Source organism: Nitrosospira multiformis (assembly GCF_900111585.1).
Lineage (GTDB): Bacteria > Pseudomonadota > Gammaproteobacteria > Burkholderiales > Nitrosomonadaceae > Nitrosospira > Nitrosospira multiformis_B.
This window is the reverse complement of record NZ_FOHI01000005.1, coordinates 238,039-259,220: the sequence shown is the minus strand read 5'-3', so window position 1 is coordinate 259,220 and position 21,182 is coordinate 238,039. Positions and strand designations below refer to the sequence as shown.

Annotated in this window: 20 protein-coding genes; 3 read left to right on the top strand and 17 right to left on the bottom strand. The window is 53.4% G+C overall.

The annotated features are described in order from the left end of the window. Positions 1-346 precede the first annotated feature (346 nt). The 13 genes from BMW46_RS09975 to BMW46_RS09915 all read right to left on the bottom strand — a co-directional run bounded on the left by BMW46_RS09975 (position 347) and on the right by BMW46_RS09915 (position 11,648). Positions 347-718 (bottom strand): hypothetical protein, encoded by a 372-nt coding sequence (locus BMW46_RS09975; protein ID WP_074707947.1) that lies wholly within the window; start codon positions 716-718, stop codon positions 347-349. A 51-nt stretch (positions 719-769) separates the two neighbouring features. After that, positions 770-1,657 (bottom strand): succinate--CoA ligase subunit alpha, encoded by an 888-nt coding sequence (gene sucD / locus BMW46_RS09970; RefSeq protein ID WP_074707944.1) that lies wholly within the window; start codon positions 1,655-1,657, stop codon positions 770-772. Beyond that, a complete protein-coding gene (locus BMW46_RS09965; protein WP_074707942.1) occupies positions 1,658-2,848 on the bottom strand; it encodes a malate--CoA ligase subunit beta in 1,191 nt (396 codons plus the stop codon). 220 nt (positions 2,849-3,068) lie between these two features. After that, positions 3,069-4,019 (bottom strand): HpcH/HpaI aldolase/citrate lyase family protein, encoded by a 951-nt coding sequence (locus tag BMW46_RS09960; RefSeq protein ID WP_074707939.1) that lies wholly within the window; start codon positions 4,017-4,019, stop codon positions 3,069-3,071. A gap of 248 nt (positions 4,020-4,267) precedes the next feature. After that, the gene (gene mltG / locus BMW46_RS09955) at positions 4,268-5,260 is read right to left on the bottom strand and encodes an endolytic transglycosylase MltG (RefSeq protein ID WP_074707936.1); all 993 of its coding nucleotides are present in this window, start codon (positions 5,258-5,260) and stop codon (positions 4,268-4,270) included. Between the two features lie 10 nt (positions 5,261-5,270). Beyond that, positions 5,271-6,518, bottom strand: a complete 1,248-nt coding sequence (gene fabF / locus BMW46_RS09950) for a beta-ketoacyl-ACP synthase II (RefSeq protein WP_074707934.1) — start codon at positions 6,516-6,518, stop codon at positions 5,271-5,273. A gap of 33 nt (positions 6,519-6,551) precedes the next feature. After that, complete coding sequence (gene acpP, locus BMW46_RS09945) at positions 6,552-6,788, bottom strand: acyl carrier protein (RefSeq protein WP_011380423.1); 237 nt, start codon at positions 6,786-6,788, stop codon at positions 6,552-6,554. A 177-nt stretch (positions 6,789-6,965) separates the two neighbouring features. Continuing rightward, positions 6,966-7,706 carry a 3-oxoacyl-ACP reductase FabG gene (fabG, locus tag BMW46_RS09940; protein WP_177171077.1) on the bottom strand — a complete coding sequence of 247 codons (741 nt, stop codon included), beginning with the start codon at positions 7,704-7,706 and terminating at the stop codon, positions 6,966-6,968. Positions 7,707-7,769: 63 nt separating this feature from the next. Then, entirely contained in the window at positions 7,770-8,720 is a 951-nt protein-coding gene (gene fabD / locus BMW46_RS09935; RefSeq protein WP_074708015.1) for an ACP S-malonyltransferase, read from the bottom strand. Between the two features lie 151 nt (positions 8,721-8,871). Further along, positions 8,872-9,831: a beta-ketoacyl-ACP synthase III gene (locus BMW46_RS09930; protein ID WP_074707928.1), complete on the bottom strand. Its 960-nt coding sequence runs from the start codon at positions 9,829-9,831 to the stop codon at positions 8,872-8,874. Beyond that, entirely contained in the window at positions 9,828-10,889 is a 1,062-nt protein-coding gene (plsX, locus tag BMW46_RS09925; RefSeq protein ID WP_074707925.1) for a phosphate acyltransferase PlsX, read from the bottom strand. The genes BMW46_RS09930 and plsX overlap by 4 nt, the downstream gene beginning before the upstream one ends. Before the next feature lie 54 nt (positions 10,890-10,943). Next, positions 10,944-11,123 (bottom strand): 50S ribosomal protein L32, encoded by a 180-nt coding sequence (gene rpmF, locus BMW46_RS09920; RefSeq protein WP_011380418.1) that lies wholly within the window; start codon positions 11,121-11,123, stop codon positions 10,944-10,946. A gap of 21 nt (positions 11,124-11,144) precedes the next feature. Continuing rightward, positions 11,145-11,648, bottom strand: coding sequence for a YceD family protein (locus BMW46_RS09915; RefSeq protein ID WP_074707922.1), 504 nt, complete (start codon positions 11,646-11,648; stop codon positions 11,145-11,147). Between the two features lie 253 nt (positions 11,649-11,901). Between BMW46_RS09915 and BMW46_RS09905 the strand changes: the two genes are divergently transcribed. Both BMW46_RS09905 and BMW46_RS09900 read left to right on the top strand, forming a co-directional pair. Then, the gene (locus BMW46_RS09905; protein ID WP_177171076.1) at positions 11,902-12,498 is read left to right on the top strand and encodes a Maf family nucleotide pyrophosphatase; all 597 of its coding nucleotides are present in this window, start codon (positions 11,902-11,904) and stop codon (positions 12,496-12,498) included. Next, positions 12,495-13,259: an SAM-dependent methyltransferase gene (locus BMW46_RS09900; RefSeq protein ID WP_074707917.1), complete on the top strand. Its 765-nt coding sequence runs from the start codon at positions 12,495-12,497 to the stop codon at positions 13,257-13,259. Before BMW46_RS09905 ends, BMW46_RS09900 begins: the two co-directional genes overlap by 4 nt. A gap of 157 nt (positions 13,260-13,416) precedes the next feature. Here BMW46_RS09900 and BMW46_RS09895 read toward each other — a convergent pair whose 3' ends face one another. Both BMW46_RS09895 and BMW46_RS09890 read right to left on the bottom strand, forming a co-directional pair. Beyond that, positions 13,417-14,367 carry a S49 family peptidase gene (locus BMW46_RS09895; RefSeq protein WP_074707914.1) on the bottom strand — a complete coding sequence of 317 codons (951 nt, stop codon included), beginning with the start codon at positions 14,365-14,367 and terminating at the stop codon, positions 13,417-13,419. Positions 14,368-14,525: 158 nt separating this feature from the next. Continuing rightward, positions 14,526-15,512: an RluA family pseudouridine synthase gene (locus BMW46_RS09890; RefSeq protein ID WP_074708010.1), complete on the bottom strand. Its 987-nt coding sequence runs from the start codon at positions 15,510-15,512 to the stop codon at positions 14,526-14,528. A gap of 475 nt (positions 15,513-15,987) precedes the next feature. Between BMW46_RS09890 and BMW46_RS09885 the strand changes: the two genes are divergently transcribed. After that, positions 15,988-18,912, top strand: a complete 2,925-nt coding sequence (locus tag BMW46_RS09885) for an Rne/Rng family ribonuclease (protein ID WP_074707912.1) — start codon at positions 15,988-15,990, stop codon at positions 18,910-18,912. Between the two features lie 181 nt (positions 18,913-19,093). Here the strand turns inward: BMW46_RS09885 and BMW46_RS09880 are convergent, their stop codons facing one another. Both BMW46_RS09880 and BMW46_RS09875 read right to left on the bottom strand, forming a co-directional pair. Further along, positions 19,094-19,594: a low molecular weight protein-tyrosine-phosphatase gene (locus BMW46_RS09880; protein ID WP_011380411.1), complete on the bottom strand. Its 501-nt coding sequence runs from the start codon at positions 19,592-19,594 to the stop codon at positions 19,094-19,096. An 89-nt stretch (positions 19,595-19,683) separates the two neighbouring features. Continuing rightward, positions 19,684-21,093 carry a phosphomannomutase/phosphoglucomutase gene (locus BMW46_RS09875; RefSeq protein ID WP_074707909.1) on the bottom strand — a complete coding sequence of 470 codons (1,410 nt, stop codon included), beginning with the start codon at positions 21,091-21,093 and terminating at the stop codon, positions 19,684-19,686. Positions 21,094-21,182 lie beyond the last annotated feature (89 nt).

Here is a 21,182-nt window from a genome sequence, read left to right as displayed (position 1 = left end):
CCCGCAAACAGCACCCCACACGCAAGCGTAACCAGCCTCAGCCAAGGCTTCATTAACATCTGCTTCTCTCCTTTACTCCGTAATGATGTTGTTGTTTATCAGGAACGTTGAACAAGTCCTTGCAAAAGGACGTCGCAGAGTAAAATCAGGATAACCGGAAGGCGCAAGAAATGCTGCAATTCCGCGAAATCATTCAATGTTCCCCGGATATCTGCATCACCGCATCCATACTGAATACGGCCTCCCCTGCACATATCCGCTGCGCCGGAAAGACCCGCGTAACCGGGCCAGACCAAAACAGCGCGTAGCCTAACCGGACACACATCCCATGTCAAGAAAATTGAGATCAGACCACGAGCCTGAATATGACAGCCGCAAGTCCTCCCAGCAGCAGGATACAAACAGTAAGCAGCATTTTCACCCGAACCCGGAAAACCTCGATTGCCTCGACCATCAAGGCGTTCTGCTCGGCGAGCGACTTTATCAATTCGGCGGAAGACCTCTGCTCATCGCTCAATTCGATGAGTTTTGCCTCCAGGAAACGAACGCGTTTGTCCAGGCTGCCCGAGGTATCTCCTGTCTGCCAATCGGCCGAGAAATCGGCTGTTTCCTTCTTTGTGGCAGAAAAAAGGTGTTTGGCCGCCTTTACGATATGCGGTGCGGATTCCACCACATTCCCCCAGGGAATGATTTTTAACGCTGTCATCCAGATTGACATATCCAAGTCTCCACGTTCATTTCAAAAAGTGCGTGGCAAAATCTTTCGCGCTTACATCTTAGCCAAGACCTTTGCGACTGTCTCCCCGATGGCCGAAGGGGTGGGAGAAATGGTGACCCCCAGTTCTTTCAAGATGGCAACTTTTTCCGCAGCGCTTTCACCCGCCGCTGAGATAATCGCACCCGCATGTCCCATACGGCGACCTTCCGGCGCTGTCAGACCGGCAATATACGCCACGAGGGGTTTGCTCATGTGGTCTCTGGAGAAAATGCCTGCCTCGACTTCCTGAGGTCCTCCAATTTCTCCAATCATGACCACTACTTTTGTTTCCGGGTCCTCTTCGAATCTCTCCAGAATATCGCGATGCGAACTGCCAATAATCGGGTCTCCGCCAATCCCCACCGATGTCGATATGCCGATGCCCAATGTCCGCATTTGATCCGCGGCTTCGTACCCCAACGTTCCGGAACGGCCAACGACACCCACATCTCCCGTCATGTAGATATGGCCCGGCATGATTCCCAGCATCGCCCTGCCCGGGCTGATCGTACCCGCACAATTCGGCCCGGTAAGTACCATGCGTTCTTCGATAGGAAAGCGGCGTAAAAAGTTCTTGACCGTCATCATATCCTGCGTAGGGATACCGTCAGTAATGGCAACGCAGTATTTGATGCCTGCATCGGCTGCTTCCATGATTGAGTCCGCTGCAAATGCCGGAGGCACAAACACGATGCTTGCATTCGCACCGACTTGCTGAACAGCCTCTTTCACCGTATTGAAAACCGGTCGCCCCAGATGCTGTTGTCCCCCTTTACCGGGGGTTACGCCGCCGACAATGTTGGAACCGTAATTGATCATATCCTGTGCATGAAATGTACCGATCTTGCCGGTGAAACCCTGAACTATGATCCGTGTGTTCTCATCAATTAAAATCGCCATTTATATCCCTTTGCACTCTTCCGCAACCGCGCCATTGCGCGCCTGGACAACCTTCTCGGCCGCTTCCGCCAGCGTTCCCGCTGTGATGATCGGCAAGCCGCTTTCGGCAATGATCCGCTGACCCTCCTCGACATTGGTGCCGGACAAGCGCACGACCAGCGGGATTTTCATATCGATATTTCTTACCGCCTGCACGACGCCTTGCGCAATCCAGTCGCACCGGTTAATACCTGCAAAGATATTGACCAGCATCGCCTTGACTCCTTTATCAGCCAAAACCAGGCGAAATGCCTTTTCCGTACGCTCGGCGGAGGCACCCCCTCCCACATCAAGGAAATTTGCCGGCTCGCCGCCCGCGAGCTTAATCATATCCATCGTTGCCATGGCGAGCCCAGCGCCGTTTATCATGCATCCGATATCACCGTTCAATCCGATGTAGCTCAACCCATGATCGGAGGCTGCCACCTCCCGAGGATCGGCTTGTGTTTTATCGCGCAATTCGGCAACCTCGTGCCGGCGAAACAAGGCGTTTTCGTCGAAGCTCATTTTTGCGTCAAGAGCAATGAGTTCACCACTCCCGGTGATCACGAGGGGATTGATTTCCACCATGCTCGCATCCAGATCACGCAAGGCACGGTAGCAGCCCCGAATGGTTTTAACGGCATGAGGCAATTGTGCCGCTTCCACGCCTAGTGCAAAAGCCATCTCTCTCGCTTGAAAATCCTGCAACCCAACTGCGGGTTCGATAAAAATCTTCTTGATGGCCTGGGGATTTGTGTGAGCCAGCTCCTCGATTTCCATTCCCCCCTGTCCCGAGCCTATCATGACGATGCGCTCCGAACTTCTGTCTATCAGAAAGCAGAGATACATCTCCCTGGCAATGTGCGTGCCCGCTTCCACATATACCCGTGTACACACCTTCCCTACAGCTCCAGTCTGACGGGTCACCAGAATCTTTCCCAGCAACTCTTCAGCGGCCGCCCGGACTTCGTCATGAGTCCTGCATACCTTGATGCCGCCCGCCTTACCGCGGCCCCCCGAATGGATCTGCGCCTTCACCACCCACACATTGCCGTCGATTTCCCTGGCACGCTGCACACTTTCTTCTATCGTATATGCCAACCCCCCTTCCGCTGTCTTGACCCCATACCTCATTAAAATTTCTTTTGCCTGATACTCATGTATATCCAATGCGTCACCTTATTTATCAACAATAATTTTCACTATTCCCCGGGGTCATGACTCTCGCAATCCAGGAAGCTTTATGGATTTCCTGAATTGCTCAAGCACAAAGCGAACCTGCCTGATGGAAACGGCGTCACACTTCACGGTAATGTATCCGCCAACCTGAGTCTCTCCCCAGGCAGGATCAGGAGAAAAAGAAAGACCGCTCGATGCGGTCGGAAGTGTGCTATGTCGCGGTTGCGCCTATCGCCTCTGCCATTTTTACCACGTTATTGGCCATTCTTGCGGATGCGGCATCGATCAGGCGCCCGTCCAGCGCGGCTGCCCCTTTCCCTTGAGCTGCCGCTTCCTGCAATGCCGCGAGGATACGTTGTGCTTTTTCAATTTCGGAAGGAGGTGGCGTGAAAACTTCATTGGCAAGATCGATTTGCGACGGATGGATAGCCCATTTACCTTCACAGCCCAAAGCGGCAGCTCGTCTAGCCGCCGCTTTATAGCCTTCCGGATCCTTGATATCGCCAAAAGGACCATCTATCGGCCTCAAGCCATAGGCACGGCAGGCGACAGTCATCCGACTGATGGCAGCATGCCACTGGTCCCCGGGATAGTCCGGATTGAGGCCGCCGATGTTTGTCGTTCTAGCGCGATTGCTGGCGGCGTAATCCGCCACGCCGAAGTGGAGCGCCTCCAGCCGACCACGCACACCATTGCGCGCAATGTCTTCCACATTCGCCATACCCAGCGCCGTTTCAATCAATGCTTCAGTGCCTATGCGGTTTTTCAGTCCCTGCTGCATCTCCAGCTGGTTGAGCATGGCCTCAACCATATAGACATCCGAATATACCCCCACCTTCGGGATCAGTATGGTATCCAGTTTGTGACCTGCTTTTTCGACCACATCCACCACATCACGAACCATGAACTGGGTATCCAGACCGTTTATCCGTACCGAAACAGTCACCCCGTGACCTCTCCAATCCAGGTCGTTGAGCGCCTCGATAACGTTTTTTCGCGCAGTCAGCTTGTCATCCGGAGCAACGGCGTCTTCCAGATCGAGAAAAACGAAATCCACACCACTTTTCAGGGCTTTCTCGAACATGCCAGGGTTTGAACCGGGAACAGCCAGTTCGCATCGTTGCACACGGATGACAGAGGCTTCATATAGTGTATGACTCATTTGCTCCTTCCTGATTGAGTTATTTAATTTTGGAGACGTGATTGGGAGGGGAACTGGCGCGACCAGGATGGCTGGAGACATCCTGGCTCAGCTCTGGTTATCGTTGTGATAAATAACGCACTATTTTACTTTTGAAGAAGGTAATATTCAATTTAACTTTTATGAAAGGGATTGAAATCAGGATTAAATAAGGGAAAAGGCCTACCTTTCGCGAGTGCGCGGGTACACACATGTCATGGGAGTGGGCGCTACTGTTTCTGGTATTTGGAAACGGCCCGGTTATGGTCAGACAGATTGCTGGAAAAATGGGACTCTCCGTTCCCCTTCGCAACAAAATACAGCGCATCGGTCGTTGCGGGATTGAGCACGGCGCGGATTGAAGCCAAACCAGGTAAGGCAATAGGAGTTGGCGGCAAGCCAGGACGTGTATAAGTGTTATATTCCTGGTCGCTCAAGAGATCTTTTTTACGCAGGTTGCCATCGAATTTATCGCCCAGACCATAAATAACTGTCGGATCCGTCTGTAGCAACATGCGTGACCGCAAGCGGTTGATAAACACGGCTGCGACCATTCTGCGATCATCCTCCCGACCTGTTTCCTTTTCAACGATCGATGCCAGGATCAGGGCCTCGTACGGGTCTTTCAGAGGAAGGTTTACTGCCCGCTGTGCCCAGGCGATATCTATGTGGTTGCGCATGGCGTGGTAGGCGCGTTTCAATACTGCCACATCGCTGCTCCCGCGGGCAAAGAAATAGGTATCCGGAAAAAACAACCCCTCTGCCGCAGTCTCGGTTGCTCCAATCAGCCGCAGAATCTCCCCGTTGCTCAGGTGAGTGGTCTGGTGGCGGAGAGCCGGGTGCTCATCCAATATTCGCCTGAGCTGAGAAAAAGTCCAACCCTCGATGAATCTGATTTCACTCTGGCTGCTATCACCCCTGGTTATCCGCTGTAGCAACTGAAATGGCGAAATGCTTGCAGTGATCTCATAGTCTCCCGCCTTGAGTGATGTAGCGACACCCATCAAGCGCGACAACAGGACAAAAGACCAGGCGTCAGGTAAAACACCGGCATACGCCAGTTGACTGGCGATGGTTTTTACACTGCTGCCTTGCTCGATCGAAAATTCATAAGGAACGATGGGAAGCTCAACGGGTTTGCTGACCCTATACCCCACCCATGCGGAAAAGAGCGCCGTTCCCAGAAAAACGACGCGGATGAAGCGCTTCAGTAGTTTCGCCACAAAGCAGAAATCAGGCTCTTCGGAAAATCAAGGTGCCATTCGTACCGCCAAAACCAAATGAGTTCGACATTGCCACATCAATCTTCATTTCTCGCGCATGGTTGGGAACATAATCCAGGTCGCACTCCGGGTCCTGATCGAAAATATTGATCGTGGGAGGTGAAACCTGGTGGTGTACAGCCAGTGCGCTGAATATTGCTTCTACCCCGCCTGCTGCACCAAGCAGATGACCCGTCATGGATTTTGTAGAATTCATCACGAGCTCTTTTGCATGCTCTCCAAAACATCGCTTTACTGCAACGGTTTCTGCAACATCCCCTAACGGCGTCGATGTACCGTGGGCATTGATGTAGTCGACGTCATCTGCGTTCAGCCTGGCATTTCGGAGCGCATTCGTCATGCAACGCGCGGCACCCTCTCCGTCTTCAGAGGGTGCAGTCATGTGGTACGCATCGGCACTCATGCCAAAACCGGCAAGCTCAGCATAAATCCTGGCTCCACGACGTCTGGCATGCTCCATCTCTTCCAGCACCAGAACACCGGCCCCCTCGCCCAGGACAAAACCATCGCGGCCCTTATCCCATGGCCGACTGGCAGTGGCAGGGTCATCATTACGGGTGGAAAGCGCTCGTGCTGCCGCAAATCCCCCTATCGCAAGGGGTGTTACACAGGATTCGGCTCCACCCGCGATCATCACATCCACATCGCCATATTCTATCAACCGGGCTGAATCCCCCACACAGTGGGTGGCGGTGGTGCAGGCGGTGACAATGGCCAGATTCGGTCCTTGAAAACCATACATGATGGACAGGTTACCTGCGATCATGTTGATGATGGTGCTGGGAATGAAAAATGGGGAAATCTTGCGCACACCACCAGCGTGATAGGCGTCATACGTTCCCTCGATCATGGACAATCCGCCGATACCGGAGCCGATATTGACGCCGATTCGTTCAGGATCGAGATTGCTGGCGGCTATGTCTTCAATACCCGCATCCTTTACCGCCTGAATCCCTGCAGCCATGCCGTAATGAATGAACACATCCATTCGACGCGCGTCCTTGGCGGTAAGATAATTCGTGATATCAAAACCTTTGACTTCTCCGGCTATCTGAGAAGCGAAGGGGGAAGAGTCGAAACGGCTGATTCGAGTAACCCCGGATTTTCCGGCAAGAATATTGGCCCAGGCATCTGAAACCGAATTACCGACCGGCGAGATTATGCCTAGTCCGGTGATCACTACCCTACGTTTCGACAAAATGACTCCGATATGGATTTACTGGAAATAAAATCAGTTGCTGTGAGAATTGATATAGTCGATTGCCTGTTGAACAGTATTTATTTTCTCAGCCTGTTCGTCAGGAATTTCGCACTCGAATTCCTCTTCCAGCGCCATCACAAGCTCCACTGTATCGAGCGAATCAGCGCCCAGATCATCCACAAAGGAGGATTCGCTTTTGACATCAGCCTCGTTCACGCCCAATTGCTCCGCTACGATTTTTTTTATACGTTGTTCCACGTTTTCCATCTAGATAACCTCTCTCCGTAAGAAAAAACGCCGCCATTCTAGCAAGTTTTCCATATTAGTAAAATCGACGCATTCCAGACTGAAACCCCAAACATCAAAACTCCTCCCTGAAAGCCGCATAGCCACGTACCGCGACTGGATGAGGTGGAATCCATTTATGGCGCGCCGTTCCCGTTGCTAATCCATATACATTCCGCCGTTCACGTGAAGGGTGACGCCCGTTATGTATGCGGCAGCGGGTGAGGCAATAAAAGCCACTGCTGCTGCCACATCCTCGGGACGTCCAAGTCTTCCAACCGGAATCTGCTGAAATAATACCTGCTGTTGTTTTTCTGTAAGGGATTGAGTCATGTCCGTTGCAATGAACCCGGGCGCGATACAGTTGACCGTGATATTGCGACCGGCTACCTCCCGGGCCAGGGACTTGCTGAAACCGAATATTCCGGCCTTTGCAGCAGCATAATTGGCCTGGCCGATATTTCCAGTCGTGCCGACTATCGAGGAAATATTGATTATGCGTCCGTAACGAACCCTCACCATTGACCTCAGCACAGCGCGGCTCAAGCGGAACACGGATTTGAGATCCGTTTCCATGATCTCATCCCATTCCTCATCCTTCATGCGGAGAAGCAGGTTGTCGCGGGTGATGCCGGCATTGTTCACCAGGATTGCGATCCCGCCAAACTCCTCTTGTACTGCCTTGATAACACTTTCCACCTGGGGAGGATTATTCACGTTCAATACCATCCCCGTGCCCTTAAAGCCAGCCTCTTTCAGGAAGTGATCGATATTTCGGGCACCCTCCTCTGTTGTCGCCGTACCGATTACGGTAATCCCCTGTCTGCCGAGTTCAAGGGCAATGGCTTGTCCGATTCCCCGGCTGGCGCCGGTTACAAGTGCTATCTGATTTTGCAGCATGATCTTCCAGTACGTCGTTCAATGATGAGCAATGCGGCCATGCTGGATATGTCCGCTTGACCTTTATCCTGCCAAAGCCGCCGCATGACCAAGCGCCGCATCGTCGGTCAATGCGAGGCTCTGCAAATTCGCATCTATACGTTTGTTGAGTCCTGACAGGACTTTGCCCGGTCCGCATTCCACCACATGATGGCTCCCGGCGCCAGAAATAAAACGAATGATCTCCGTCCAGCGGACGGGACTGAACAACTGCCGGACCAGAATTTCCTTGATGCTCTCAATATCCTCGTGCTGTTCCACATCCGCATTGTGTAATAGCGGGATTTTGGGTGAACGAAGCGTGACTTGTGCCAGTTGTTGACGCATTTTTTCCGCTGCGGGTTTCATCAGAGAGCAGTGCGAAGGAATGCTCATGGGCAATATGACGGTCCGCTTTGCGCCTTTAGACCTTGCCACTTCCATGCCGCGAACCACCGCGTCTTTGTGACCCGCAACCACGACCTGCCCGGGTGAATTGAAATTTGCCGGTTCCAGCACCTCCCCATCCGATGCTTCCGTAACTTCCTGGCAGATCGACCGTACAACATCGTCATCAAGCCCCAGAACCGCCGCCATCGCGCCCACTCCTTCAGGCACGGCCTGCTGCATTATCTCCGCACGAAAGCGCACCAACAGCAAGGCGTCATCAAAAGACAATGCTTCGGACGCTACCAGTGCTGTATATTCCCCGAGACTGTGGCCCGCCACGTATGCCGGCCTGACTTCGCCCAGGGTCTGCCATGCCCGATAAACCGACACTCCAGCAGTCAGCATCAGCGGCTGGGTATTAACGGTCATGTTGAGGATTTCGGCCGGGCCGTCGCAGACCATCCCCCACAAATCCTGCTTCAACACATCGGATGCTTCAGCAAAAGTCTGCCGTACCACCGGAAAACTGCCGTATCCGGCCATCATCCCTATGGACTGAGACCCCTGTCCCGGGAAAACACATGCAAATTTAACCTGTGCGCTCATCAGTATCAGTACAAACCCTTCGACAGTTCCATCTGCGACAGGCAACGAAAAAAGCCTTCGAGCCGAGGAAAGGAAAGTTTTTAAAACCCGGCTGAAAAGGGAACTGAAACAAGAACAATTAAAATGCGGGAGTCAAGCAGCAGGAGCTGGCTTACCAGCGGATCAATGCCGCTCCCCAGGTAAAACCGCCTCCCACGCCTTCCAGAAGCACATGCTGGCCAGATTTGATGCGTCCGTCGCGGGCAGCGATATCGATGGCCAATGGAATCGAGGCGGCGGAAGTATTGCCGTGCTTATCCACGGTGGCGACGACCTTATCCATGGGAATACCGAGTTTTTTTGCGGTCGAAGCAATAATACGGATATTGGCCTGATGCGGAATCAGCCAATCGATATCCGACGACTTCAGGTTGTTTTCAGTCAAAGCCTCGTGTACGACTTCTTCCAGAACCTTTACCGCAAACTTGAAAACCGTATTACCCTCCATCACGACAAAGGGTTTACCTTGTACTTTGCCGCCACAGATGTTAGCCGGCGCGGAAAGAATCTTGCTCTGGCTCCCATCCGCATGCAAATGCGTTGAAAGGATTCCGGGCCGTTCATCGCCCGTCAACAGCACAGCGCCCGCGCCGTCACCGAACAGCACGCAAGTGCTGCGGTCGCTCCAGTCCAGTATGCGTGAATAGACTTCTGCACCGACAACCAGCGCTGTCTGGCATTTCCCGGCTCGAATGAACATATCTGCAGTAGCAAGCGCGTAGATAAAACCGCTGCATACCGCCTGTACGTCAAATGCGGCGCAATCCCCGATACCGAGCTTGTCCTGCAGGATGCACGCCGTGCTGGGAAATATCATGTCGGGCGTAGTGGTGGCGACGATTACCAGCTCGATCTCCCGCGCATCGATCCCACCTGCCTTTATTGCTTCACGGCTCGCGTTCAAGGCGAGATCGCTCGCCATCTCCGAGTCGGCGGCGATATGCCGTTGTGCAATGCCGGTACGAGTCCGAATCCACTCATCGCTCGTGTCGACCATGCGCTCCAGATCATGATTGGTGAGAATTTTCTCGGGCAAATAACTGCCGGTTCCAATGACTCTGGCGTACTTCATACCGGGCTCTCTTCCGGGAGCGACTGGCGGCATGAGGAGGATTGCATGGATTGATGCGATAATTGCGCCACCCGCTCGCTTATATGACGCAACATGCCGCCCCGTACTTCATCCACGGCGCGCGCAATTGCAAAGCCGAATGCGCGCCTGTCAGCCGAGCCATGGCTCTTGATGACGATGCCACGGAGTCCGAGCAAGCTAGCCCCGTTGTAGCGCCGGTGATCGACGCGGCGCTTGAAGGCACTGATCACAGGCAGGGCGATAAGTCCCGCAAGTTTAGTGAGAAGGTTTCGCCTGAATTCTTCGCGCAGGTAATGGGAAAGCATTTGCGCCACGCCCTCCGAGGTTTTCAGCGCAACATTGCCAACGAAGCCGTCGCACACAACCACATCGGTCGTTCCTTTATAGATATCGTTTCCCTCGATATTTCCGTAGAAATTAAGCCCACTGTCACGTAGCAGTTCCGCCGCGCGCTTCACCACATCATTTCCTTTGATCTCTTCCTCGCCGATATTCAACAAACCGATACTCGGTTTTTCCTTGTTCTCGATACTCGATACCAGGGTGGCGCCCATCACACCGAATTGAAGCAGGTGCTCAGCAGTGCAATCCACGTTTGCGCCGAGATCAAGCACATAGGTGTGCCCTCTCATGGTAGGCAATACCACAGCAAGCGCTGGCCGGTCGATGCCGGGAAGCGTCTTCAATACAAATCGGGAAGTCGCTAACAACGCTCCAGTGTTACCGGCGCTGACACAGGCCTGGGCTTCGCCGCTCTTGACCAGGTTGAGCGCAACGCGCATCGAAGAATTTTTTTTACCCCGCAATGCCGTGGCCGGAGACTCATCCATGCTGACAACCTCGCTTGCAGCATGAATCCTGAGCCGAGGGCTCTGCGTATACCCCAAGGCGCGCAATTCGGATTCAATAACATCAGGCAACCCTACCAGAACCACGTCGATTGCGGGGTTGCGTTGGAGATAGCTGACGGTCGCGGGAACCGTCACATGGGCGCCGTGATCGCCACCCATGCAGTCTACAGCTACGGTTATAGTCAATTTCTGCCCTTGAGGCCGGAATAAACTTCGGACCGAAAAATCAACAGGCGAAATTCAATCTTCTTTTGTTTTGATGACCTTTTTGCCGCGATAATAGCCGTTGGGGCTGATGTGATGGCGCAAATGCACCTCACCCGTGCCGGGATCAACCGACAAGGGCGTCGTCCTCAGGAAATCATGCGATCGGTGCATGCCCCGCTTGGAGGGGGACTTCTTGTTTTGTTGCACTGCCATAAATTCAACTCCTCAATAAATTCAATGCGTTTTTTTCAATGCCGCCAGAGCGGCAAAGGGAGATGCTTCCCTTATTGCTTTCCCATCCTCCCGTCCGCCGCCAGGCATACATTCGTCCTGTTCATGGCGTGGAGATACGGGCAGAGCCAGAATGATCTCATCCTCGATAAGCAATAGAACGTCCATTTCGGGCTGAGCCAGAATACAGTCCACGAATTCGTCCTCATCAAGACTCTGGAGCTCTTGCTCATTTTGCGCCAGTAGCAACTCTGTATGGATGTCGAGCACATGCTCGAGTTCCTCCAGACAACGCTGGCATTGGAGGCTGACGACACCTTGAATGTCTACGCGCAAAACTGGCCTTCCGTTTGCATCCAGCGCTCCAGTAACTGCATATCCCAGTTCACCGGAATTATTAGCCAGATAATCCTGCAGGCGCTGAAATCTGGCAATCGCGATCTTACCACGGCGCACTTCCGCATTACATGCGAAATCCAGGGAATCTATGACAAGCGGGACAGCCATAAACGTTACGCTCTTGTCTCCTACCGGCTTCAAAATCTCGCTGCCTTTTCAGAAATACCCCGGATGATAGGGTTGTCGGACATAAGACATAATCTTATATACTTTATATCCGCGAGCCCCGCCTGGTACTCAATTGATGTCGGCGCGTACTTGGTATTACAATCCCGGTGAATTTGCAGCGTTATACGGCGCGCATGATATATTTTTTGCCCTTGAGTGTCAAAAAAGCTCCTCCCCTTCAAAATAATAAACATTGAAAACACAGCAGATTGCGCAACAGCTTATATTAGGATCCAGTTCCATTTATCGCCGGGATCTTCTCCAGCGCCTGCAGATCCCCTTCGACGTCAGTAATCCGGATATCGATGAAACGCCTTTGCCCGATGAAACTCCGGACGCTACTGCCGTTCGCCTGGCTGCTGCGAAAACCCGTGCAGTTGCAGCAACTCATCCCGGCGCTTTAATTATTGGCGCCGACCAGGTTGCAGTTTTCGAAGGTATCCAGCTCGGAAAACCCCTGAACCGTCACAACGCCACCCAGCAGTTGCAGCTTATCCGTGGAAAAGAAGTTTCGTTTTATACTGCACTCTGCCTTTTCAACAGCGATCAAGGCACCACGCAGGCGCGCCTCGTTCCCTCTCGCGTCAAATTCCGCCTATTAAGCGACCCTCAGATAGAAAATTATCTCGATAAGGAACAACCCTATCATTGTGCCGCCAGTTCGAAGCTCGAGGGACTCGGGATCGCGCTGATAGAGCATATGGAAAGCGAGGATCCCACCGCATTGATCGGTTTACCGCTGATTGCGCTTGTTGAAATGCTGACGCTTGAAGGTGTCGAGATAGTTTGAGTATAGGAACGCTCTATCTCATCCCTGCCCCACTGGGCAACAGCGATATTGGCTGGACAGTGCCTCCTGCGGTCCGTGAATGTATTGCCCGGCTTGATCGTTATATTGTCGAGCATCCGAAAACAGCCAGGCAATTCCTGAAACAGGTGGGCTGTGCTCTCCCCTTGCAGCAGATTACCATGCAGGTGCTGGACGAACACACTCAGGCCAGGGAGTTTGAGAATCTGCTTGCGCCACTGCTCGCGGGAATAGATACAGGATTGTTATCGGAGGCTGGCTGCCCCGCAATAGCTGATCCGGGAGCTGGATTGGTGCGCCTCGCCCACCAGAAGAATATCCGGGTAGTTCCTCTCGTCGGTCCCTCCTCCATTCTTCTCGCGCTGATGTCCTCTGGATTGAATGGCCAGCGCTTTGCGTTTCATGGCTACCTGCCGGTTGAAAATAGCAAGCGTATAAAAAAAATCATTGAACTGGAAAAGAACTCCATCACCGGCGATCAAACCCAGATATTCATCGAAACGCCTTATCGCAATCAGAAGCTGCTGGAGGCGATCACTGCCACCTGCCGCGAAGGAACGGCTCTCTGTATCGCATGCAACCTCACCTTTGCAGACGAATTCATCGCAACCAGGACCGTCAAGGAGTGGAAGCGCATCTCGCCCGACCTTAGTAACAAACCTGTTGTCTTTTTGTTGCATGGTGGCGCCCGAGAGCGTAGCCCGAGGGGCCCCATAAAGCGGGGGTCGGGCGACCGCAATTAAGGGCGGGCGCCTGCATCCCGTTTCGGGGTCACATCTTCCTTCGGAAGACACTGCTCCACCCGCCACGGTCGCCCCGAGAGCGTAGCCCAAGGGGCCCCATAAAGCGGGGATCGGGCAGCGAAGGGCGCCACAGCGTGATCTTGGCGAAATATCCGGGTTAGTGGAGTTCCGCACTCATTCCCAAACCACTCAGCGTTTCCGCCAGGACTCCCCCAAAGCGCTTGGCGAGGCGCTCGGCAACTCCCTCCCGGGTTGTATAGTCGACGATGTGTTCCGCCTTGATAATTTCCCGCGCCACGTATTCCGCGCTGCCCATTCCGTCAGCAAGTCCCAGTTCTACACTTTTTTGACCTGTCCACACCTTGCCGCTGAATATTTCCGGCCTTTCTTTCAGGCGTTCGCCCCGACCTTGCTGAACTACCTGAATGAATTGCTCATGGATATCACCCAGCATTTTCTTTGCATATTCCTCCTGCTCGCGATTGTTGGGAGAAAATGGATCGAGAAAAGCCTTGCTTTCCCCTGCCGTGATCAACCGCCTTTCGATGCCAAGTTTTTCCATTGCTTTTGTGAAACCGAACCCGTTAATCAGGACGCCGATGGAGCCAATGATACTTGCCTTGTCCACATATATCTTGTCGGCGGCAACCGCTACATAATAGCCGCCCGAAGCACAGATATCTTCCACGACCGCATAGAGGGGTATTTCAGGATATTCTGCACGCAGGCGGCGTATCTCATCGTTGATATATCCTGCCTGGACGGGACTCCCTCCAGGACTGTTGATGCGCAGGATCACACCCTGCGTTTTTGCGTCCTTGAATGCCTGCTGCAAGCCAGCAGTAATATTTTCCGCGCTGCTGATGCTATCGGGAGAGATTACACCGCGCAAATCGACGAGAGCGGTATGCTTGCCGGAAATGGACATACTGCTGTCTCCAAACCAGCCAAGACCGAAAAATAGCAGGATAAACAGCCAGGTAAAAGTAAGAGACTTAAAAAATACTCCCCACTGCCGCGTGCGGCGCTGTTCCTGCAAGGTGGAGAACACCAGCTTTTCCAGCACCTGCCTGTCCCAACCTTCGTTTCGATTCTGTGAATCAGACATGATTATTTCGATCCTTCAAGTCAAATAAAGCGTTCTGCCGCAGGGACAGGCCACAAATATAAACCTGCCAAAACTCCTCATTGTTTCCGCCTCCACTCCCATACCCCTGTAGCGATCTCTATTGAATAAGATACTTGAACTGCTATGAGGGAAGGAAGTCAGGGGAACGTCCTTTCCGCCGGAAGCTTCGGTGGTTTATCAGAGCTATCCATCGCATCCAGAAATTTTTGCAGATCGTCCGGCAGCGGTGCTTCGAGACGAAGTTTTTCATGCGTAACGGGATGCGCGAATTCGACTGCCCAGGCATGGAGAAACATGCGTCCCAAACCCGGAACACGCCGGGCAATATCCTTATTCAAGGCAAAATCCCCATACTTGTCATCTCCCGCTATAGGAAACCCGAGATAGGCAAGGTGCACGCGAATCTGATGCGTACGTCCGGTTTTCAGCTCGGCCTCCAGCAGGCTGAAGCTCTGCCATGATTTCCGCAGGATGAAAACAGTATGGGCGCTCATTCCACCTTTTTTTTCATTTGCATCCTTTTCCACCGCTACCCGCCGTTCTCCGGCGGGTGTCAGATATTTCCTGAGCGACAGCCTGACACTCTGGCGCGCATTACGCCACCTGCCCTTGACCAGGGTCAGGTAGTGTTTTTCCACCTCTCCCACGCGAAGTTGCCGATGCAACTCTACAAGTGCCGGTCGGTTCTTGGCAAGGAGCAGTACGCCAGAAGTTTCCCTGTCCAGCCGATGTGCGAGCTCCAGAAATCTCCAGTCAGGATGCTGCGCGCGCAATTGCTCTATCACTCCGAAGCTTATGCCGCTTCCTCCATGCACGGCAACTCCAGGAGGTTTGTTGACGGCAATCAGTGCATCATCCTCGAACAAAACCTGAAATGCAATAAAACCCAGTTTACTCAATTTCTTCGAGGACAGCGCCGATTTTTCCACCGTTCTCACCGGGGGTATGCGAACAATATCTCCGGATTGGAGATGGTAGTCCGGAGCGGCTCGCTTACTGTTAATGCGCACCTGCCCGCTGCGCAACAACTGGTAGACGTGACTTTTGGGCACGTTTTTCAAGCGTTTGATTAAAAAATTATCAATACGCTGCCCTTTACTCTCCTCCCCTATGATTTCCCTCACCACAGGGCTTGGAGGAAATTCTTTGCGTAAATCTTTAACTCTACTTATACTTGTCAAGTCAGGGTTCCAGCCTATCCTTTATCCGGTGCACGAGGTGGTACTGTTGATGGGATTTTATCCGAGGGAAAAGAGCTGACCTCAAGATATGGTTAATGTCGCTCACCAATAAAGTAGCGATAGTAATGGATTTACGCGCTCAAAGCACACGTCGATTTCAGTTTTCAGTTTCGAAGCGCCTGGTTACGGGCAGCCCTAGTCGAAGCCTGATTGAAACTAATTTCCTGGTTCTGCTTGCGAAATAAAGCAGGGCCACAGTGACAAGCCAGAGATAAGCCAGAGAAGTGGCCATTTTTAACAAGCAACCCTGACGCCATGATCAAGTTGTCTGACTAAAAGCTCTCGTATACGCCGCGCAGGACATGTTCTCCCGCGCGCGTAGGCTGTCTGCCGTGACTAGAGCGCGGGAGGCATAAAAATGAAACGCATGCTATTTAATGCGACACAGCCGGAGGAATTGCGTGTCGCTATTGTCGATGGTCAAAAACTCATCGATCTCGACATTGAATCTGCCGGCAAGGAACAACGTAAGAGCAATATCTACAAAGCTGTTATCACCCGTCTTGAACCAAGCCTCGAAGCCGCCTTCGTCGAGTACGGCGGCGAGCGGCATGGTTTTCTGCCGTTCAAGGAAATTTCGCGCTCTTACTTGAAAGAGAGCCTGGACCCGGGCCGCGTTCGAGTCCAGGACGCGCTTCATGAAGGCCAGGAACTCATCGTCCAGGTGGACAAGGACGAACGGGGAACAAAAGGAGCCGCACTTACCACCTATATCTCACTCGCGGGCCGCTATCTGGTGCTGATGCCCAATAACCCCCGCGGGGGAGGTGTCTCGCGCCGCATAGAAGGCGAAGATCGCGCCGAACTGCGCGATGTCATGTCGCATTTGAACATTCCTCAGGGCATGAGCATCATTGCCCGCACGGCAGGGATAGGGCGCAGCGAAGAAGAGTTGCAGTGGGACCTCAACTACCTGCTGCAGTTGTGGCGTGCTATTGAAGATGCTTCCAAAGGCCAGAGCGGCGCTTTCCTGATTTACCAGGAAAGCAGTCTCGTCATCAGGGCAATCCGGGATTACTTCAATCAGGAAATCGGTGAAATCCTGATTGACACGGAAAGCATCTATGAGCAGGCATGCCAGTTCATGGGTCATGTCATGCCCGGCAATGTAGCGCGGGTCAAGCTCTATCGGGATGACGTGCCCCTGTTTTCCCGCTTTCAAATCGAACACCAGATCGAAACCGCATATTCGCGGCAGGTTACCCTCCCCTCGGGCGGTGCGATCGTGATCGATCATACAGAAGCCCTGGTCTCGGTGGATGTAAATTCAGCCCGTGCCACCCGCGGTTCCGACATCGAGCAGACGGCCCTGGCTACCAATCTGGAGGCGGCGGATGAAATCGCGCGGCAACTGCGCCTGCGCGACCTCGGTGGACTCGTGGTCATCGACTTTATCGACATGGAAGTCTCGCGCAACCAGCGGGAGGTGGAAAACCGGCTGCACGACGCGTTGCGCTACGATCGGGCACGCGTACAGATGGGTAAGATTTCCCGCTTCGGTTTGCTCGAATTATCGCGCCAGCGGCTGCGGCCTTCCCTGGGTGAAAGCAGCTATATTTCCTGTCCGCGCTGCCACGGCACCGGTCACATCCGGGGTACCGATTCCTCGGCATTGCATATCCTCAGAATCATTCAGGAAGAAGCGATGAAGGAGAATACGGCAGTGCTGCATGCTCAGGTGCCGGTAGATGTAGCGACTTATCTGCTGAACGAAAAACGCGCGGAAATTCATGCAATCGAAGCACGCCTGAAAGTAAGTGTCGTTCTGATCCCCAACATCCATCTCGAAACGCCCAATTACAGCATCAGCCGCCTGCGTCATGACGACGTAAAACTTGGTGAAGTTCAGACGAGTTACCAGATGGTGGAAAAACCGGCCCAGGATATCCCTCTGCCTTCCAGCGGACAGGAAGCGAAGCCTGTGCGGCAGCAGGCAGCGGTACGAGGCATCACGCCGTCACAACCTGCCCCGGTACGCGAGCAAAAACCGCCGCATGAACCGGAACCGCTTTCCCTGCTCGATAAAATATTCGGCTGGTTTAAACAGGTAGGGGTCGGCGAAAAGACCGTTCGGCACGAACCGCCTGCCGCTGCTGCACATCGTGAGGAACGGAGTCAGGGACGCCGTGACCGCCGGGAAGGACGCAGCGAAAATGAAAAGGCAGGACGCACCGCTCAACGTCCACGTGAGGTGCGCGCGGAGCGCGGGACCGAAATCAGTGCAAGCGGCGCCGCAGAGCCGGTGCGCGAAGCTGTGCCGCAGCGTCAGGAACGCAGCGAGGCAAAAACTCAGAGCGAAAGAGCTGCTGCAAAAAAGCATCCCCGGTCGCAGCGTGAAGAAAAGCCGCGGGCGGAACTCAAACCCTCTTCCGAGCAACCGCCTGCCACGGAAGAAGCCGTACAGCCGAGTGAGGAAGGCAGCCGCCGCAGACGGCGTGGTGGCAGGCAACGCGACCGGAGCGAGCGCCTGGATCGCGCAGCGCGTGAAGCCAGGCAGGCAATTGCAAAGGATTCTCCCCTCCAGCAATCTGCCGATCAGGTAGCGCACGAGGAAAATCCTGCGGCAGATATCATTTCGGGCCCGATAAATGGAACACCGCCACTTATCCTGGCTTCTGCCCTCCTGGACGGAAAAGAGGCATTGAAGGAATCCCCTGCGGGAGCAAAGGATGACACCCCTTCCGAAGCTTTGCGGACAGATAGAACTCTGCCGGTAATTATGCCCGAAGCTGTGGCCGAAGTTGCGCCCGAAGCTGTACCTCAAGTGGCTGCGATGGAATCTGCCCCTGCTCCGGCAGCTACGATTGCCGAAAAAGTGATTCTGGCGAATGAACAGCAGATTGCTCATGAGCCATCCGACAAGCTTCCTGAGGATTGGAGAGAGGCAGCGACCGAAGCAGCGATTACCGGTCCGTCGCTTTTAATTGCATCAGAGCCGCCAGTTGAAGTTGAAGCAGCAAGGGTCGTTCCGGAGGACGACACCTCCAGGGTTTCCGTAAGCGCCCTGGAAACGGCTATGCCTCATACAAAAATCGAACAGGAAGAAGTTCCTGCACAAGAGGGACAGCAAGCGGAGCCTCCTCAGCAACCACAGGCTACGCCATCTCTCGATTTAAGTGCGGCCGGTCTGATCATGATCGAGACCCTTCCCGAAAAAATAAGACCTGCTGAAACCGAAGCGGAAGGAGAAGCAATGAAAGCACAGCCTCGACGTAGAAGAACGCCTCCTCCCCCCGTAATCGAGCAGCAGGAAGCACTGGTACAAGTGGAGACTCATAAGTAAAAGTCTCATAAAAGAGGCGACAAACCGTCGCCTCTTTTAAAGATTCAGGCAAGCCTGCCAAAGGTCGAACCTACACTTTCAGTTTATTACAGTTCTCCTGCTGAATAGGATACGAACTGTATATATTCCATTCCGTCTCCGGCGGGATAGAGCAGACCCGTAGTTCATATTCTGCCTCGCTTTATTTTCCGTTACGAATCCGGTTAAGCAATCCCCGGCCCGCGTCCTCCACCAGGTTGAGCACATGCTCGAAGCCCTGGCTTCCCCCAAAATAAGGGTCCGGCACTTCCTGTACTCCTTCGGAGAACTTTTCACTGTACTGCATCAATAATCCGAGTTTATGACTATATTCCGCTGGACATTCTCTCTGAAGGACAGCAAGATTCGCTCTGTCCATTGCCAGAATATAATGAAAAAACTCGAAATCTTTTTCATCTACGATGCGAGCACGCAATGCTTTTGTGTCATAGCCCCTTCTTCCCGCTGCTCTTTGCGCCCTTTCATCCGGCGGCTCGCCGATGTGGTAATCATGTGTACCGGCAGAGTCGATGTAAATTTCTTCCTCCACACCAGCCGCGATGACCTGGTGCCGGAAAACGGCCTCCGCGGTGGGCGAGCGACAGATGTTGCCCATGCAAACGAACAAAACGTTGGTCCTGGCGCCCTCTCTCCTGTTCATCATATTCAGTTATATCTCAGCTTGACTTCCCACTCGGGTATTTCCATTCCTGCAACTGGTGGCGACGTCCTTCAGAACATTCCAGCAGCTCATCAGCATGTGGCGGAAAGAAGATTTCCCCTCAGTTGATGAGGCAGTTCCGCATCCGGTTTGATTTTCAGGATCGCTCTGCAAAAATCGTTCTGAATACGCTTCAAAGCTGCCTCGCTGTCCGCCTCGAAACGCAGCACGATTACCGGCATGGTATTGGATGAACGCGCAAGGCCAAAACCATCTTCATATTCGACTCGCATTCCATCGGTAGTAATGATGCGTTCAGCCCGATCAAAGCGCGCTGTTTTCTGCAACTGAGCGATAATCGCGTAGTTTTCCCCTTCCTTCAATCCGATCTGCAACTCTGGCGTGCTGACCGCGTCCGGAATCGAGTTGAATACCGCGTCAATATCCATCCTGGAACTGAGCAGCTCCAGCAAACGCGCTCCGGCATAGAGCCCGTCGTCGAAGCCATACCAGCGCTCCTTGAAAAAGATATGGCCACTCATCTCTCCCGCCAGCAACGCCCCGGTTTCCTTCAGTTTACCCTTGATGAAGGAGTGACCGGTTTTCCACATGATCGGCTCGCCTCCGTGCTGCACGATCCACGGCGCCAGGTTACGCGTACATTTCACATCGAAAATGACCCGTCCGCCCGGATTCCGCGACAACACGTCGGCTGCAAACAACATTAATTGCCGATCCGGATAAATGACCGTTCCACTTTTGGTAACCACACCCACGCGGTCACCGTCTCCATCGAACGCCAGCCCTATCTCGGCATCAGTCGTTTCAAGCGCCTGCACCACATCCCGCAGATTCTCGGGTACCGAGGGATCCGGATGATGATTGGGGAAATTGCCATCGACCTCGCAAAACAGCTCCGTTACATCGCATCCGAGCCTGCGGTACAGTTCCGGAGCATATAAACCGGGTATCCCATTGCCACAATCGACGATAATCTTCATGGGCCGCGCCAGCTTTATGTCCCCTGTTATGCGTTGAAGATATCCTTCCGCAATTTCCTGCTTGTGGTAGCTGCCATTGCCGTGAGCAAGGTTTTCATTTTCGATACGCGCCCGCAAGGCTTGTATTGATTCCGCAGCAAGTGTTTCTCCCCCCAATACCATTTTAAAACCGTTGTATTCCGGCGGATTATGGCTCCCGGTTACCATCACGCCGGAATAATCGGACAATTCATGCGCCGCGTAGTAAAGCATCGGGGTCGCGACAGTCCCCACATCGATTACGTTGATACCGCTTCTTTGCAAACCCCTGGCCAAGGCTTGCACCAACTCGGGGCCCGACAACCTGCCGTCGCGCCCTATGGTGATTGCGGCAAGCCCGCGCGCACGCCCCTCGGAGCCGATGGCGTGACCAATCGCTTCGGCACCTTCAACGGTCAGTGTTTTTCCGAAAACACCTCGGATGTCATAGGCTTTGAAGATTTCTGGTGGAAGTTGGCGCATGGATGATGGACGGATAAGAGATGAGCTTCAGTTGTATCAGGTATCAAAGTATCTTCAGTGGCAGCATTCACACCGTTTACGACTGTGCT

Coding starts and splice junctions, on each gene's coding strand:
- BMW46_RS09915 (WP_074707922.1), bottom strand. CDS start 11,648: ATGGCTGTCCCGCTTGTCATAGATTCCCTGGATTTCGCATGTAATGCG.
- BMW46_RS09880 (WP_011380411.1), bottom strand. CDS start 19,594: ATGATGAACAGGAGAGAGGGCGCCAGGACCAACGTTTTGTTCGTTTGC.
- BMW46_RS09960 (WP_074707939.1), bottom strand. CDS start 4,019: ATGAGTCATACACTATATGAAGCCTCTGTCATCCGTGTGCAACGATGC.
- BMW46_RS09930 (WP_074707928.1), bottom strand. CDS start 9,831: ATGAAGTACGCCAGAGTCATTGGAACCGGCAGTTATTTGCCCGAGAAA.
- rpmF (WP_011380418.1), bottom strand. CDS start 11,123: ATGGCAGTGCAACAAAACAAGAAGTCCCCCTCCAAGCGGGGCATGCAC.
- fabD (WP_074708015.1), bottom strand. CDS start 8,720: ATGAGCGCACAGGTTAAATTTGCATGTGTTTTCCCGGGACAGGGGTCT.
- acpP (WP_011380423.1), bottom strand. CDS start 6,788: ATGGAAAACGTGGAACAACGTATAAAAAAAATCGTAGCGGAGCAATTG.
- BMW46_RS09975 (WP_074707947.1), bottom strand. CDS start 718: ATGTCAATCTGGATGACAGCGTTAAAAATCATTCCCTGGGGGAATGTG.
- BMW46_RS09885 (WP_074707912.1), top strand. CDS start 15,988: ATGAAACGCATGCTATTTAATGCGACACAGCCGGAGGAATTGCGTGTC.
- BMW46_RS09895 (WP_074707914.1), bottom strand. CDS start 14,367: ATGTCTGATTCACAGAATCGAAACGAAGGTTGGGACAGGCAGGTGCTG.
- BMW46_RS09875 (WP_074707909.1), bottom strand. CDS start 21,093: ATGCGCCAACTTCCACCAGAAATCTTCAAAGCCTATGACATCCGAGGT.
- sucD (WP_074707944.1), bottom strand. CDS start 1,657: ATGGCGATTTTAATTGATGAGAACACACGGATCATAGTTCAGGGTTTC.
- fabG (WP_177171077.1), bottom strand. CDS start 7,706: ATGCTGCAAAATCAGATAGCACTTGTAACCGGCGCCAGCCGGGGAATC.